This is a genomic window from Nocardia sp. CA-129566 (assembly GCF_050956075.1).
Taxonomy (GTDB): domain Bacteria; phylum Actinomycetota; class Actinomycetes; order Mycobacteriales; family Mycobacteriaceae; genus Nocardia.
In genome coordinates this window covers 3,852,090-3,866,806 of the sequence record NZ_CP192085.1, presented here as the reverse complement: position 1 = coordinate 3,866,806, position 14,717 = coordinate 3,852,090, and the positions used below count along the sequence as shown (strand labels likewise).

Sequence of the window (14,717 nt, the reverse complement as noted above, 5' to 3'; positions counted from 1 at the left end):
TCGCACGGATTGCGGGACTACGCTGGGCATATGCTGTATCGGCTGCTGGCCGATGCCACCGCCGCGGTGCATTTCGCGTTCGTGGCGTATGTGGTGGTCGGTGGGTTCATGGCGTGGCGCTGGCCGCGCACCATCTGGCTGCATCTGCTCGCGTTCGGGTGGGGGTTCAGCACGATTCTGTTCGGATTCGTCTGTCCGCTCACGAATTTGGAGAATTGGGCGCGGCATCGGGCGGGTGTGGCCGGACTCCCGCCGAGCGGGTTCATCGACCACTACCTGACCGGGGTGATCTATCCGGAAAATGCCTTGGGGCTGGTGCGCGCGCTGGTCGCGGTGTGCGTGGTGGTGTCCTGGGTCGGCTACGTCTGGAGGGTGCGGGCGATGAGATCGGCGACCTCGGAGACCTTGTCGTCCAAGTAGAAGTGGCCGCCGGGGAAGACGGTGTGCGCGAAGGCGCCGCGGGTGTGCTCGCGCCAGTCTCGGGCCTGCTCCGGTGTCATGGTCGGATCGTCGGTACTGACCAGGGCCGAGACATCGCAGGCCAGTGCGGCGCCCTCGCGGTAGCGGTAGGTCTCGATGGCCTGGTAGTCGCTGCGCACGGCCGGCAGCACCAGTTCGGCGAGGCTCGGTTCCTCGCGCAGGATCCGGACCGATGCGGGATCGGTTGCCAGGCGCTCCAGATCGCCGATCAGATCGTCATCGGAGCCCAGGTGCAGCCGACCCGGCTCGACGAAAGTCGGTGCGGGACGGCCGGATACGAACAGCGTCGTCACGGGTTGTCCCTTGCGCTCGAGGCGGCGCGCGGTTTCGAAGGCCACGGTCGCGCCCATGCTGTGACCGAACAGCGAAAGCTGCTGCACCGGGCCCTGATCCAGCACCTCCTCCACGATCCGATCGACGAGGGTATCCATATCGTCGATGGCGGGCTCGCCGAGCCGGTCCTGCCGCCCCGGGTACTGCACGGCCACGACGGCAATGCCATCGTCGAGCTGTTCGGCCAGTGCGCGATACGCGGTAACCGAACCACCGCCCGGCGGGAAGCACAGCAGCTGGCGGCGCGGCGCGGGATGCGCGCGCAGCACTCGCAGCCAGTCCGTCGCGACAATGGCCTTGCCCACGTCGATCTCCTTCTCCGTCGAAAGATTCGTCACTGTGCCCCGACCCCGATATCGGTATGCGGCCCGCGGCGTTTCAGCCGAGATATGTTCCGTACCAATCCAGGACCCGTCGCCAGGCCTCGGCCGCGGCGGTCGGGTTGTAGCGAGGGCCGGTGTCGTTGAAGAAGGCGTGGTCCGCGTTCGGGGCGACGTAGATCTCGTGGGTGAGGCCAGCGCGGTCGAGCGCCGCTTCCGCGGTGGGTCGCGAGGCGATCACCCGTTCGTCCTTGGCGGCGTAGATGCCGAGCACCGCGGCCTTCGAGCCGGACAGGTCCCCATTCTCTGGGAAGGGGCCGTAGAACGGTGTCGCCGCGGCGAGTTGCGGGGTGCCCGCGGCCAGCAGCAGCCAGACCAGACCGCCGCCGAAACAGAACCCGGTGGCGCCGACCTTCTTTCCCGGTACCCGGCGCTCCAGTTCGGCGATTCCGGCCTGCAGATCAGCGGTGAACTGCTCCGGCGCGATCTTGCCGAGTTCGGCGGTGGCGGCCGCCGGATCCTTGAAGGCGGCGGTGCCGCCCAGTTCGGAGAGCAGATCCACGGCGAGTGCGGAGTATCCGGCACCCGCGAAACGTCCTGTCACCGAGCGGATATGGTCGGTCAGGCCCTTGTTCTCGTGGATGACCAGCACACTTCCGCGCGGCTGCGCGGCGGCCGCCCATGCGGCCTGTAGCTGACGCCCGCCAGGGCCGGGAAAGGTGATCGCGGTGGCTGCGACCGCGCCGTTCACACCCGGCGGGGCCGAGGATTGCGCGGGTGTCGAGCCCGTCGACGTGGAGTTCGCCTGATCGCCACTGTTCGAGCAGGCGGCGAGCAGGGCGACCGCCGCGGTGGCGCCGACCCCGAGCAGCCCCAGTCGGCGCAGTGCTTCGCGGCGGCCGATCAATCCGTCGGCGTGATCGGTGGCAATCTCTTCGGCTATGTAACGCTGCAGCGGCGTCATGGCCCCGACCATACTACTGCCGTGCAACAACTACTCTCGGTCTCGTGATTGCGCACGAACAGCTGGTCCGTGACTACGAAGCCGGAATCGGTGTCCCGGCCTCCGACACCACCCCCTCCGCTGATCCGGGCGGCTGTTTGGCTGCGACGCTGCCGGTTTGGGCGCTGGCCGCTGGATCGGTGGCCGCGGTGACGGCGGCGGCCAACCGCATACGCGACGTACACCACCTGAATCCGGTGGCGCACCGGCTGGATCCGGACCGGATCACCGCCGCCTTCTCCAGTGAGCGTCTGCTGCGCATCGGCGGCGCGCCCGCGTCGGTATTCGCCGACCTATCCGGATTCTTCCCGACCTTCGACGGCTGGGTCCGCACCCACGCCAACTACCCACACCATCGCGCGCGACTGCTCGCCGCGCTCGGACTTCCCGATGACGCGCCCGTCGATCTGGCGGTCGCCCAGATGGCGATGAGCCGCGCCAGCGATGTCGAGGAACTCGCCGCCGCGCACGGCGCGATCGCGGTACAGGTGCGCACCGAAGCGGAGTGGGCGGCCACTGCGCAAGGGCAAGCCGCCGCATCGGGTCCGCTGGTGGCGATCGATACCCGGATCGATCGGGGCGAGATCGGCTTGCCGATCGGCGCATCGCCGCTACAGCCATTGCGTGGTGTCCGGGTGCTCGATCTGACCCGCGTGATCGCCGGACCGGTGGCCACCAGAACGCTGGCACTGCTCGGTGCCGATGTGCTGCGGATCGACCCGCCGCGACTACCCGAAATCCCCTGGCAGTACCACGACACCTGCCAGGGCAAACGCTCGACGCTGCTCGATCTGCGCGCGCAGCTACCGGTGGTCAATGATCTGCTCGCCGCGGCCGATGTGCTGATCACCGGATATCGGCCCGGCGCGCTGGAACATGCCGGACTGACAGCTGCCCGTCGTCCCGGCCTGGTGCACGGTCGGATATCGGCGTGGGGCGAATCCGGCCCCTGGGGCCGACGCCGCGGATTCGACAGCATTGTGCAGGCCGCAGCCGGTATATCGATCATCGAAGGCGCACCCGCAGTGCCGGGGGCGCTGCCCGCGCAGGCACTCGACCACGCCTCGGGCTATCTGCTCGCCGCCGGTGTGATCGACGCACTCGTCGCCCGCGCCCATGACGGCATCGGACGCGATGTCCGAGTGGCGTTGGCGCGCACCGCGTCCTGGCTGCTCGACGCGTCGGGCCGCACCCCACGGCATCCGCAGGCCGCGTCGCCGAATCCGATGTCGGCGGTCAACCACGGCAACATCACCACCGCTGCGCCGGTACTCGCCGAATATCCGGACTACGCCTGGCCCGCACCGCGGTACGGCGCGGACCGGCCCGCTTGGCCCTTGCCAACGCGGTAGCACCCGCGCGGACCCGCTCCGGGCTCCATTGCCGCACTGGCACTTTCGGTGATCTCGGTGCTGCGGCTGCGCCACATTCCGGCCGGAGCGCCGTCGGATCAGTCCTGACCGGTCAGGACTCGCGGGCCAGGGCCGCGATGGCCTTGGCCAGTCGCGCACCGTCGGGCAGGTTGTTGCCACTGGTGATGGTCCACAGGATGCCGAGCCCCTGGGTCAGTACGAAATACAGTTCGGCGATCGCCTCGGCGGTGTCCTGATCCAGATCCGGGCGAGATTCCCGCAGGGCCCGAGCGATGTCTGCGTAGGCACCGGTGAGGCTGTCGTCCATATAGGTCTTCGACTCCGGTGTCCGCGCAACCCGTACCAGATTCTCCAGGCTGGCCAGCATGCCCTCGCGGTTGTCCTCGAAGACCTGCGGCATTCCGTCCCACAACCGGGTGAGCGCCGCCAGCGGCGACTGACCGGCGCCGTCGCGGATCAGCGCCTCCATCCGGTCACCGATATCGGTGCCGAGCGCCTGCGCCAGCGCCTCGGTGATCAGCCGATCCTTGGAGCCGAAGTGGTAGCCGATCGCGGCCAGGCTCACACCCGCCGCCGCGGCGATATCACGGGCGGTCGTCTTCGCCACGCCACGTTCGATGATGGCCTTACGCGCTCCCGCCAACAGGTCTTCCCGATTTCCCATGATCTCAGCCTACACTTGACTCAGACATTTGTACTAGACGTTCGTGCCATCTTTGTGTTACACATTTGTCTAACACATTCGTCCGACAGAATGGGCACGGCCATGAGCACCACCAACACCCTCCACATCCTGATCAGCGGCGGCGGTATCGCTGGCAACGCGCTCGCGCTGCAACTGCTGCGCGCGGGCATCCGAACCACCGTCGTCGAGCGCGCCCCCAAGCCGCGCCCCGGCGGTCAGGCCGTCGACCTGCGCGGGCCGAGCCGCGAGATCGCCGAGCGGATGGGAATCATGCCGGGCATCCGCGAATACCAGCTCGACGAGCGCGGTATGGCCTACGTCGATGAGCACGGCCGGGAGTTCGCCAGGATGCCCGCGGACATGTTCGACGGCAAGGGGCCGGTGGCCGATATCGAGATCACCCGGGGCGATCTGAATCAGGTGCTGCTCACCGAACTCGCCAGCACGGCAGGCGAACTCGACTACCGCTACGGCGAATGGATCGAGGGATTGCGGCAGGACGACACCGGGGTCGACGTCATCTTCGCGTCGGGTCGCACCGAGCGCTTCGATCTGGTCGTCGGCGCCGACGGGGTGCATTCGGCGACCCGGCAGCTCGCCTTCGGTCCGGAGGAGCAGTTCCTCACCTATCTCGGCGGGTACATGTCCTTCTTCACCATCCCGACGCCCGCCGCAACCGAGCCCGGCTGGTTCAAGATGCATACGGTGCCCAGCGCCGCGGTCGCGATTCGACCGGATGCCGATCCGGCGACCTCGAAGGCGATCATCACCGTGCGCACCGAAGCCGATCCGGCGCTGCGCCGCGATGTAGCCGCGCAGCACCGGCTCATCCACGACGCGCTGGCCGATGCGGGCTGGCAGACGCCCGCCGTACTGGACGCGATGAGCACCAGCCCGGACTTCTACTTCGACATGCTGGCCCGCGTCGATATGCCGTCGCTGTCCAATGGCCGGGTCACCCTGCTCGGCGACTCCGGCTTCTGCGGATCCCCGATGACCGGCATGGGCACCGCGATGGCCATTGTCGGCGCGTACGTCCTGGCCGGTGAAATCGCCTCCGCCCCTGACGATCTCGCGAAGGCGCAGACCCGCTACGCCGAGATCGTCACGCCGTTCCTGGACAAGGCCAAGGAACTGCCCGGCGGTGGCATCAAGATGATGCTGCCGACCTCGCGCATCGGCACGCGCATGGCGCACGTGACCATGCGGCTCATGACCTCGCGAGTGCTCCGGCCGGTAATGATGAAGATGATGACCGACACCGACGACTACATGCTGCCCTCCTACTGAGCCTCGCGGCGAGGCGGCGGTAGCGGCTCGCTAGGCTCGACAGGTGCGGCAAAAGATCATTATGGACGTCGATACCGGCATCGATGATTCACTCGCGCTGCTGTATCTGCTCGCCTCCCCGGAGGCCGAGATCGTGGGGATCGCCGCCACCGCGGGCAATGTGCCCGCGCCACAGGTGGCGGCGAACAATCTCGCCTGGCTCGATGTGTGCCGGGCCCCCGAGATCGAGGTCGCGCTCGGTGCCGCGGCGCCGCTCGCGATTCCGTTGCGCACCACCGAGGACACGCACGGACCGCAGGGCGTCGGTTATGCGGAACTGCCGGCGTCCGGTCGTTCGCTCTCGGCCCGGTCCGCGGCGCAGATGTGGGTCGATCTGGTGCGTGCGGCACCTGGCGAGATCATCGGGCTCTGCACCGGACCGCTGACCAATCTCGCACTCGCCCTTCGGCTCGAACCGCGACTGCCACTGCTGCTGCGGCGGCTGGTGATCATGGGCGGGGCCTTCAACCATCCCGGCAATACCACCCCGACCAATGAATGGAATGTGCACGTGGACCCGGAGGCGGCCAAGGAGGTCTTCGACGCCTTCTCCGCCGCCCCCGCCGATCGACGGCCCATCGTATGCGCACTCGATATCACCGAGACCATCGAGATGCGACCCAAGCATGTGGCCCAGCTCGCCGAGCGCGCGGGCAGCCTGCCCGTCGAGATGGTTTCCGAGACCGATCCGCCGGAGGCAAGATCGGCGACGAGCAATCCCATCGTCCGCCATTTCACCGATGCGGTCCGGTTCTATTTCGACTTCCACAAACTCTACGACCAGGGCTATCTCGCGCATATGCACGACCCGTTCGCGGCGGCCGTCGCGCTGGATCCCGCACTCGCCAGCACCCGACCGGCCACGGTCGATGTGGAACTCGTCGGCACCCTTACGCGCGCGACGACGGTGGCGGACTGGGCTGGCATGTGGGGCCGGGAACCCAACGCCGACATTGTCATCGGCACCGAACCCGAAGTGTTCTTCGAGCGACTGATCGCCAGGGTCGGCGACTTCGCTCGCGCGATCTATCCGGAAGGCGCGCAATGACGGGCGACGACAATACCTATCTCGCCGAGTTCCGCACCCGACTCGACCTGCCCGGAATCATCGATGTCCATACGCATTTCATGCCGGAGCAGGTCATGGCCAAGGTATGGGCGTACTTCGATTCGGCCGGTCCGCTGATCGGCAGGGAGTGGCACATCGCCTACCGCGACGATGAGCAGGTCCGATTGAAGACATTGCGCGGCTTCGGTGTTCGCGCATTCACCTCGCTGGTGTATCCGCATAAACCCGATATGGCGGCCTGGCTCAACGAATGGACCGCCGAATTCGCCGAGCGCACCTCGGATTGCCTGCACACCGCGACGTTCTATCCCGAACATTACGCCGACAGTTACGTGGAGGCGGCCATTGAACGCGGTGCCCGAATATTCAAGGTCCATGTGCAGGTCGGCGACTTCCATCCCGGTGATCCGCTGCTGAATCCGGTGTGGGGCATGCTGGAGGATGCACAGATACCGGCGCTGATCCACTGCGGCTCCGGCCCGACACCCGGCGAATTCACCGGACCCGAGCCCATTGCCGGTCTGCTGCAACGGTTTCCGCGCCTGCGCCTGATCATCGCACATATGGGCACACCCGAATACTCCGAATTCCTGGACCTGGCAGAGGAATACCCGGGTGTGTATCTTGACACGACAATGGTGTGGACCGATTTCACCGAGGCCGACGCCCCCTTCCCCACCTCGGAACACGGCAGGTTGCGGCACTTCGGTGACCGGATTCTGTTCGGCAGCGACTTCCCGAATATCCCTTATTCCTACGGCCATTCGATCCACTCGCTGGAACGGCTGGATCTGGGCGACGCCTGGCTGCAACAGGTCTGCTACCGAAACGCCGCCCGCCTCTTCGGGATCCAGTAGCGCTCAGGCCCCTGCGACCGTGAATCTGGTCCGGCGGTGCACGGGCCGCTCGGCCTCATCGAGCAGCGCTACCGCGAAATCCTCCATGGAGATGGTCGAGACGCCGTCGGCGCGGGTGAGCAGTTCGTCGGCGCCGACGCGGTAGTTGCCGGTGCGCTGTCCCGGTACCAGTTCGGCGGGCGGGCTCAGATACGTCCAGTCGGCAGTGGTTTCGGCGCGGCAGATTGCCAATTGGTCGGCGCAGGCCTGTGCGATGGCACGCAATTCATCCGGGAACTCCGGGCTTTCGTGCAGGGTCAGCGGATCCGCGCCGGGCACGACCAGGGTGGCCGCGCCCCCGACCACCAGCAGGCGGACGCCGGTGCGCGCCAGACCGGACAGGAGCACGGAGGTGATCGCGGGCAGTTCCTGCTCGTGACCGGGTGCGGGGCGGGTCGCGGTGATCACCAGATCCTGGCCCGCGCTGAGCGATACGACATCGTCGAGGTTCGCGGCATCTCCGGTGCGCAGCGTCGCCGCGGCGGGCACCGCACGGGCCCGCGCGAGATCCCGGACCACCGCGGTGACCTCGTGCCCGCGGTCCAGCGCCTCGGCCACTATCCGACTGCCGACATCGCCCGTCGCTCCGAACACGGTGATACGCATGATGATTCGCCTTTCATCGGGGGACGGTAATTGCTTAGCTCTAAGAAACATAGCTTAGCGTTAAGCAATTCCGGATTATGAGATACCTCACCGGTGAGGTATTCGCTAGGCTGCGGACGTGACCGATCATGTCGAACGGGTGCTCGACCAATGGCGTACACAGCGTCCCGACCTGGACGTCTCGCCGATGGCCGTGCTCGGCAGGCTGACCAGACTGTCCCAGGTCGTCGGCGCGGAGCTGCGCAAAACCTTCGCCGCGCACGGACTCGACGCCGCCTCCTTCGATGTCCTCGCCACCCTGCGCCGCAGCGACCCACCCCACCGCCTCACGCCCACCGAACTCATGCGCTCGGCCATGATCACCTCGGGCGGGGTCACCCAGCGCCTCGACCGCCTGGAGGAACGCGGCCTCGTCAGCCGTGCGCGCAGCGAATACGACGGGCGGGGCGTGCACGTCACGCTCACCGACGCGGGCCGCGAACTCATCGATGCGGCACTGCCGGACCACGTTGCCACCGAGGCACGCCTGCTCGAACCTTTGACACCTGCCCAACGCAAGCAGCTGGCGTCTGCCTTGTGCACCCTGCTCGAGGCACACGGCGATTCGGTCTGACCCCGTCAGCCTGGCCGCACGTCAGCCGAGCGGCGTTCGGCAGACAGTTTTCTGCCATCCGGACCGAGGCTCGGCCGGGCTTCAGCTCCGTCGGCGACTCCGAGGAACGACTTCGGCACCGCCCGCGTAGACCAGGACTTCTTCCGCTACGGATCGAACTCATCCGAGCAGTAGCCGACATTGCGCTCGACATGCATCGGAGTTGCTCGCTCGCCGCGATTCCTGAGCGGCCATTCTCGAATTTCGCAATCCCAGTAGGACTCGTTAACAGGTGCGATCGCTCGCCGATCGGTCGGCAAACCGCACGGACATAACAGATTGCTGACCGTTAACGGCGGGCTTCCATCTGCAGAAATTAGTGGCAGTGGTCACAACCGGGAGGAAAGGTATGTCCGAGTCCGAGAACAATTTGCAAGCCCCCACCATCCCGCCGGATGGTCCAATGCAGCAGGGCACGCCGGCTGGCCGGTCGACGCCGAGTCGCCGCGGTCGAAGGGCTGTTCTGATCGGTGCGGTATCGCTGCTGGTATTGGGCGGTATCGGGGCGGGCGCGTACTTCCCGGTTCGGGCGCACCTGGACCGGCCCACCGAGGAGGATCGCGTACAAGCAGCGGTCCGAACCGCGTCGGCCGCATTGCAGGACGGCGATATCGGTCGAGTGCGCTCCGCGTTCTGCGCCGAGTATTCGGAGGCGCTGGCGCAATACTCGCCCGGACAGTTTGCCGCATTGATTCGATTGGACAACGACAAGAACGGGCGATACACGATCGACGGGTTCGACACCGTCGAGGTTTCGGGTGATCGTGCACGCGCCACGGTGTCCGGGCATATGGATCGCGACGATAGGAGCGTAGAACACACCAGCTTTGCGCTGACCCGAGTCGATGGCGACTGGAAGCTGTGCAAGGGGCCGGAAGACGATCCCGCGACCAGAGCCAAGCAGGAGCAGGCGGCCACCGAACAAGCCGTACGTGACGTCGTCACGAAGTTCTACAACGCCCTCGCGGACCGCGATCGTGAGCGACTTGCCGCGTTGAGCGACGGCCCCGTCGCACAGACGATCGTCGGTACGTCACCGGATCAGTTCGCGCGGATCCTGCGCAGCTGGGGCACGCTCGAATCCGTCGACGAAGTCGTGGTCCGCAGTGACTCTGCCACGGTCACGGTCACCGGCAAGGACCGTGACGGCAAGTACGTCGCCGAGCTGACCCTGGAACGGATCTTCGGCGAATGGAAGCTGTCCGACTCCACAGTGATCAGCCGATGAGCCCGCACTCTGGCGCGAACGCCCCGCTGCCCCGCACCGACCTCGCAATGCCGAAAGGATCCATCATGTCCACTCCACCCGCTTTCGCGGAGCCGCTGCCGCCGGCACCGACACCGGCACCGGCACCGGCACCGACATCAACGCTGACGCCGACGCCCGTGCCCGTGAATCCCGTTGCACGCAAACGGAAGCGGCGGACACTCATCGCGCTGGGCAGCATTGCTGTCGTCGCGGCCGCGAGCGCCGCGGCAGGCGGTACCTACCTGCTCACCCACCCGAGTGAGTCCGGGCCGACCGCCGAAATGCGGGTGCGCGCCGCTATCGACAACTACTACGCCGACTGGCAGCGCGGTGATCTGGCGAAGGTCCGCGCCGACGTCACCGACGACGTGGCCAAGGCCGAATTCGACGTACAGCCGACCGCGTTCGCCAACTACGCCAAGCAGGTGACGGCCCAGAACGGCCGCTTCGTGGTCAATTGGTTCGACGATGTCGACATCGACGGCGATCGCGCGCGGGTCGCCATGACCGGCCACTCGATCGGTGGCGACGTGGCCGATATCGGCGACGAGCACCCGCGGGTCGAACTGACCCTGATCAACGGAGCATGGCGGATCAGCAAGCTGCCCAGCGATCCCGCCGCAGAACGCAAGCGGATCCAGCTGTCGGATGAGGCCGATGTGCGGCAGACGATCGAGAACCTTTTCGATGCGGCGAATACCGGTGATCTCGCTGCCGCACAAAAGATTACGAACATCGATGCCGAGACCCTGGGGGCGCTGAAAGGTACCGTGGTCCGCTCGGTCGACCGGACGGTCGTCAACGGCGATTCGGCGAGTATCACAGTGACCATTCAGCAGCGCGATGTGACGCGGCGCGTGACCTTCGTGCTCGAGCGCATCGGCGAGCGGTGGCTGATTGTCGATTCCGCTGTGCTCAACACGGTCCTGACCGGGGGTGCGCACCGATGAACGCCCGGACCTTCCGCCGACGTTTACTGGCGACGTTCGTCCCGATAACCGCGCTCGCATTGGTCGCTGGTTGCGGCAACGATCCCGCCGCATCCGTGCGCGCCGGCTACGACGCGACCAAGGTCGCGGGCCTGCCGGTCGCGGACGGGCCCAGCGGCCTGCGCGAGCACGTGCCGCCACCCGCGATCACGGTGGACGGGTTCACCGGCACACCGGGCGACCAGCTGGCGGCGAACGCGGTCGCCGATGTCGAGGACTTCTGGCGCGTCCAGTACCCCAAGATGTTCGGCCGCCAGTTCATTCCGGTCGACCACCACGTCTCCTACGACTCCGATGATGCGGCCGCGACCGTCTGCGGCGAATCCGTTGCCGGTAAAGCGAACGCCTTCTACACCAGTGACTGCAAGCAGGGCCGACTCATCGCGTGGGACCGAAGCCTGGTTTCGATGTACGCCCAGTTCGGGGCGGAGACCGTCCCATACATTCTGGCCCACGAGTACGGACACGCGATCCAGGATCAGGCCAGGCTGGTCAACGACTCCACGACGACCATCGTGCGTGAACAGCAGGCCGACTGCTTCGCGGGTTCTTATCTGAGATCCGTTGCCGAGGGCAAGTCCACCCGCTTCACCCTCAACACCGCCAACGGTCTGAACAATGTGATCGTCGCGGCAATGTCGTTGAGTGACGGCTACTACATCGGAACGATGCCGTTCGAGCACGGCAATGGATTCGAGCGGGCCAGTGCCCTGCAACTCGGCTTCTCCGATGGCGCGAACGCCTGCAGCAGGATCGACGATGCCGAAATCGCGGCACGCCGCGGCAATCTGCCAGCCATCTTCAGCTCCACAGAAACCGGCGAGCAGGAGATCACCCGGGATTCGGTGCAGGCCGAGATCGACTTCGTCGCCCAGCTGTTCAAACTGAAGGACAGGCCCAAGGTGGAATACACCGGTGCGATCCGGGGCTGCCCGGACGCGCACGAAACCACACCGGTCTCGTACTGCCCGTCCACCAACACCATCGGCATCGACATGCCCGGGCTGGTGAAACGCGGGCGCAAGGTCGATAGTCTGATGCCCCGTGGCGACTTCGATGCCTACGCACTGGTTGCCTCTCGCACACTGCTGGCGGTCGAAAAGGCTTCGGGCCGATCACTGTCCGAGCAGACGACCGCACTGCACGTCGCGTGCTATACCGGCGTCTACACCGATGCCCTGGCCAGGGGCGACCAGCCGGGCAGCGTACTGTCCCAAGGCGACGTGGACGAAGCTCTGGCCGGACTGCTGCGAGACGGGCTGGTCGCCAGCAACGTCGACGGCCTCTCGGTGCCCAGCGGTTTCGCTCGCATCGAGGCCTACCAGCTCGGCCTGAAGCACGGTCGCACGGCCTGCGACAACACATACACCGACGCGCGGTAGGCAACGATGCCTACGACGTCAGGTGCGGTCGAAATGGAACGGACAGTGGGAGCCGCCGAGGCCGATCGTGGTAGTCCGCTGGAAACGGAAGCCGTGCGCCCGCGGATCGATGACGTCGATCCAGTTCGCGTCGAATTCGCACATCTCGGTGGTGAGTTCCGTTCTGCCCCTCGCGGGGATGCCACTGCGGCCGCCGGTTCGGCAACTCGTCAGTCGGTCAGGTCGATGCGGATGGTCAGGAGATTGGTGCCGAAGGCGCGGACCATGGCGCTGTTCATCCGCGGGAGGGTGGCCAGGCGGGCGATCGCGTCGTCGTCGGGGAGCGGATGGGCCACGCCGTTGTGCCAGCGGCCATCGATGCGTACGCGAACGGCGGGGTCCGCCTTGATATTTCGCACGTAGTCGGAGTGCTCGCCATGGTTGGAGACCATCCAGAACTGCTCCCCCACCACCTTTCCGCCGACCGGGGTGCGCCGCGGTTCACCGGATTTGCGCCCGGTGGTCTCCAGCAGGATCTGGTCGCGCATGCGTGTGGTGATCGGGTTGGCGAGGCGGCGGTGGAAGGCGCGATCGAGACGCAGCCGCCAGGAATTGTTAGCCGGTGAAGTCATGCTTCGAGTGTTGTCGAGACTGTCAGTCTCGTCAAGGTAGGATCGGGCATGGCCGAAAACGCGAGCACTCGAGCGCACACCGGATCCCGCCGCAATGACGCGGCGCGGGCGGCGATTGTGGCCGCCGCCGCCGAACTCCTTGCCGAATACGGGAGTTCGGGTGTCACGGTGGACCGCATCGCCGCGCACGCGGGCGTCGGTCGTCAGACCATCTACCGCTGGTGGCCGTCCAAGGACGCGGTCCTACTCGATGCGCTGGTCCACTCGGCCGAACAGACCGTCGCGATTCCCGATACCGGCACCCTGCGCGAGGACGTCGAAATCTTTCTCCGGGAGACCTTCGCCGCCGCGCGCACCGAACGCAACCGCCAAGCCCTGATCGCCGCGGTCATCGCCGCCCAGGACGACGCGAACCTCGAACAGGCCCTGCGCGATTTCCTGGCCCGCCGCCGAGCCGCACTGACCGAGGTCATCGAACAGAGCAGATCGCGCGGCGAGATCCCCGCCGCCGCACCGATCGAATTGGCCGTCGAACAGGCCTTCGGCGTGCTGTGGTACCGAATCCTGTTCCAGCCCAATGCTCTACACGCCGAAGGTGCCGCCGCACTCGCCGGGGCGCTGACCGCCCAACTCGCTGCCGTCTAGCCGAAGACGTGCGGGATCTTGCCGGGGCCTCGGCTTCAGCTATCGAAGGCGTCGAGAAGCTGTTCAGCGGCCAACGCCGCGGTCAGCGTGCCCTCGCGCACCTGCTTCTCCACTTGCGCGCGAATGGCTTTGACGTTCGGGTTCTCGGCGAGGCGGCGCAGGAGTTGATCGTGCACCATGGTCCAGGTCCAATCGACCAACTGGCGGCGACGCTTTTCGGCGAATTCGCCCGCCTCGGTCAGGACGCGGCGGTGTTCGAGCACCGTATCCCAGAACTTGTCCAGCCCATGGCCTTCCAGCCCGCTCATGGTGAGCACCGGTGGGCGCCACAGCGCGTCGTGCGGATGGATCAGGCGCAGCGCCCCGGCCAGTTCGCGGGCGGCGGCCTTGGCCTCGATCTCGTGTTTGCCATCGGCCTTATTGACCGCGACCAGATCGGCGAGTTCGAGGACGCCCTTCTTGATGCCCTGCAACTGATCTCCGGTGCGGGCCAGGGTGAGGAAGCAGAAGACGTCGACCATATTCGCGACGGTCACCTCGGACTGGCCGACACCGACGGTTTCCACCAGGATCACGTCGTAGCCCGCGGCCTCGAGCAGCACGATCGTTTCGCGGGTCGCCTTGGCGACGCCGCCGAGCGTGCCCGCGGTCGGCGACGGACGGATATAGGCGTTGCGCTCCAACGACAGTCGCGCCATGCGGGTCTTGTCACCGAGGATGGAACCCCCGGTGCGGGTGGAGGACGGGTCGACGGCCAGTACCGCGACCCGATGCCCCTTGCCGATCAGATCCATGCCGAGGGCATCGATGAAGGTCGACTTGCCGACGCCGGGAACACCGGTGATACCAACACGATTCGAGGTGACGGTATCGGTGGGCGGGGTCAGTTGCAGCAGCAATTGCTGTGCGAGCTCCCGATGATCGGCCCTGGTCGATTCGACCAGGGTGATGGCCCGGGCAATGGCGGCCCGCTCCTGAGAGCGGACCGCCTGCGCGAGTGCATCGACATCAATGACGCGCTTCGACCCGCCCGTCACCCGGCTGCCCCCATCGAACCGCTGCGCGATGCTGGAAGCCCACCCGTCGCCCGACCAT

At 66.5% G+C, this 14,717-nt stretch carries 17 protein-coding genes; 10 read left to right on the top strand and 7 right to left on the bottom strand.

Translation table 11 applies throughout. The features are described 5' to 3' along the window. The first annotated feature begins 30 nt into the window (after nucleotides 1-30). Nucleotides 31-420 (top strand): DUF2784 domain-containing protein, encoded by a 390-nt coding sequence (locus ACQP0C_RS16820; protein ID WP_433733813.1) that lies wholly within the window; start codon nucleotides 31-33, stop codon nucleotides 418-420. Here the strand turns inward: ACQP0C_RS16820 and ACQP0C_RS16815 are convergent. Beyond that, nucleotides 360-1,151: a thioesterase II family protein gene (locus ACQP0C_RS16815; RefSeq protein WP_433733812.1), complete on the bottom strand. Its 792-nt coding sequence runs from the start codon at nucleotides 1,149-1,151 to the stop codon at nucleotides 360-362. The genes ACQP0C_RS16820 and ACQP0C_RS16815 overlap by 61 nt on opposite strands. A gap of 40 nt (nucleotides 1,152-1,191) precedes the next feature. Then, nucleotides 1,192-2,097: a dienelactone hydrolase family protein gene (locus ACQP0C_RS16810; protein ID WP_433733811.1), complete on the bottom strand. Its 906-nt coding sequence runs from the start codon at nucleotides 2,095-2,097 to the stop codon at nucleotides 1,192-1,194. A gap of 44 nt (nucleotides 2,098-2,141) precedes the next feature. Here ACQP0C_RS16810 and ACQP0C_RS16805 point away from each other — a divergent pair, with 44 nt between their 5' ends. Beyond that, entirely contained in the window at nucleotides 2,142-3,488 is a 1,347-nt protein-coding gene (locus ACQP0C_RS16805; protein WP_433733810.1) for a CoA transferase, read from the top strand. 112 nt (nucleotides 3,489-3,600) lie between these two features. Here ACQP0C_RS16805 and ACQP0C_RS16800 read toward each other — a convergent pair whose 3' ends face one another. Then, nucleotides 3,601-4,173, bottom strand: coding sequence for a TetR/AcrR family transcriptional regulator (locus ACQP0C_RS16800; protein ID WP_433733809.1), 573 nt, complete (start codon nucleotides 4,171-4,173; stop codon nucleotides 3,601-3,603). Between the two features lie 102 nt (nucleotides 4,174-4,275). On the opposite strand from ACQP0C_RS16800, the gene ACQP0C_RS16795 reads away from it, so the two are divergent. The 3 genes from ACQP0C_RS16795 (at nucleotide 4,276) to ACQP0C_RS16785 (ending at nucleotide 7,449) form a co-directional block, all read left to right on the top strand. Next, a complete protein-coding gene (locus ACQP0C_RS16795) occupies nucleotides 4,276-5,484 on the top strand; it encodes an FAD-dependent monooxygenase (protein WP_433733808.1) in 1,209 nt (402 codons plus the stop codon). A 61-nt stretch (nucleotides 5,485-5,545) separates the two neighbouring features. Further along, nucleotides 5,546-6,571 carry a nucleoside hydrolase gene (locus ACQP0C_RS16790; protein ID WP_433734574.1) on the top strand — a complete coding sequence of 342 codons (1,026 nt, stop codon included), beginning with the start codon at nucleotides 5,546-5,548 and terminating at the stop codon, nucleotides 6,569-6,571. Beyond that, nucleotides 6,568-7,449: an amidohydrolase family protein gene (locus ACQP0C_RS16785; RefSeq protein ID WP_433733807.1), complete on the top strand. Its 882-nt coding sequence runs from the start codon at nucleotides 6,568-6,570 to the stop codon at nucleotides 7,447-7,449. Before ACQP0C_RS16790 ends, ACQP0C_RS16785 begins: the two co-directional genes overlap by 4 nt. Before the next feature lie 3 nt (nucleotides 7,450-7,452). Here ACQP0C_RS16785 and ACQP0C_RS16780 read toward each other — a convergent pair whose 3' ends face one another. Beyond that, on the bottom strand, nucleotides 7,453-8,094 hold the full coding sequence (locus tag ACQP0C_RS16780) for an NAD(P)-dependent oxidoreductase (protein ID WP_433733806.1): 642 nt from the start codon (nucleotides 8,092-8,094) through the stop codon (nucleotides 7,453-7,455). 118 nt (nucleotides 8,095-8,212) lie between these two features. Between ACQP0C_RS16780 and ACQP0C_RS16775 the strand changes: the two genes are divergently transcribed. The 4 genes from ACQP0C_RS16775 to ACQP0C_RS16760 all read left to right on the top strand — a co-directional run bounded on the left by ACQP0C_RS16775 (nucleotide 8,213) and on the right by ACQP0C_RS16760 (nucleotide 12,366). Continuing rightward, entirely contained in the window at nucleotides 8,213-8,707 is a 495-nt protein-coding gene (locus tag ACQP0C_RS16775) for a MarR family winged helix-turn-helix transcriptional regulator (RefSeq protein WP_433733805.1), read from the top strand. Between the two features lie 388 nt (nucleotides 8,708-9,095). Then, nucleotides 9,096-9,974: an Rv0361 family membrane protein gene (locus tag ACQP0C_RS16770; protein ID WP_433733804.1), complete on the top strand. Its 879-nt coding sequence runs from the start codon at nucleotides 9,096-9,098 to the stop codon at nucleotides 9,972-9,974. Between the two features lie 65 nt (nucleotides 9,975-10,039). Further along, nucleotides 10,040-10,945, top strand: coding sequence for an Rv0361 family membrane protein (locus ACQP0C_RS16765; RefSeq protein WP_433733803.1), 906 nt, complete (start codon nucleotides 10,040-10,042; stop codon nucleotides 10,943-10,945). After that, on the top strand, nucleotides 10,942-12,366 hold the full coding sequence (locus ACQP0C_RS16760; protein WP_433733802.1) for a metallopeptidase: 1,425 nt from the start codon (nucleotides 10,942-10,944) through the stop codon (nucleotides 12,364-12,366). Before ACQP0C_RS16765 ends, ACQP0C_RS16760 begins: the two co-directional genes overlap by 4 nt. 18 nt (nucleotides 12,367-12,384) lie before the next feature. On the opposite strand, the gene ACQP0C_RS16755 is transcribed toward ACQP0C_RS16760, so the two are convergent. Both ACQP0C_RS16755 and ACQP0C_RS16750 read right to left on the bottom strand, forming a co-directional pair. Further along, nucleotides 12,385-12,546, bottom strand: coding sequence for an L-2-amino-thiazoline-4-carboxylic acid hydrolase (locus ACQP0C_RS16755; protein ID WP_433734573.1), 162 nt, complete (start codon nucleotides 12,544-12,546; stop codon nucleotides 12,385-12,387). 29 nt (nucleotides 12,547-12,575) lie between these two features. Next, complete coding sequence (locus ACQP0C_RS16750; RefSeq protein ID WP_433733801.1) at nucleotides 12,576-12,977, bottom strand: nitroreductase/quinone reductase family protein; 402 nt, start codon at nucleotides 12,975-12,977, stop codon at nucleotides 12,576-12,578. A gap of 48 nt (nucleotides 12,978-13,025) precedes the next feature. Between ACQP0C_RS16750 and ACQP0C_RS16745 the strand changes: the two genes are divergently transcribed. Further along, on the top strand, nucleotides 13,026-13,622 hold the full coding sequence (locus ACQP0C_RS16745) for a TetR/AcrR family transcriptional regulator (RefSeq protein WP_433733800.1): 597 nt from the start codon (nucleotides 13,026-13,028) through the stop codon (nucleotides 13,620-13,622). 35 nt (nucleotides 13,623-13,657) lie between these two features. Here ACQP0C_RS16745 and meaB read toward each other — a convergent pair whose 3' ends face one another. Next, the gene (gene meaB, locus ACQP0C_RS16740) at nucleotides 13,658-14,659 is read right to left on the bottom strand and encodes a methylmalonyl Co-A mutase-associated GTPase MeaB (protein WP_433733799.1); all 1,002 of its coding nucleotides are present in this window, start codon (nucleotides 14,657-14,659) and stop codon (nucleotides 13,658-13,660) included. Nucleotides 14,660-14,717 lie beyond the last annotated feature (58 nt).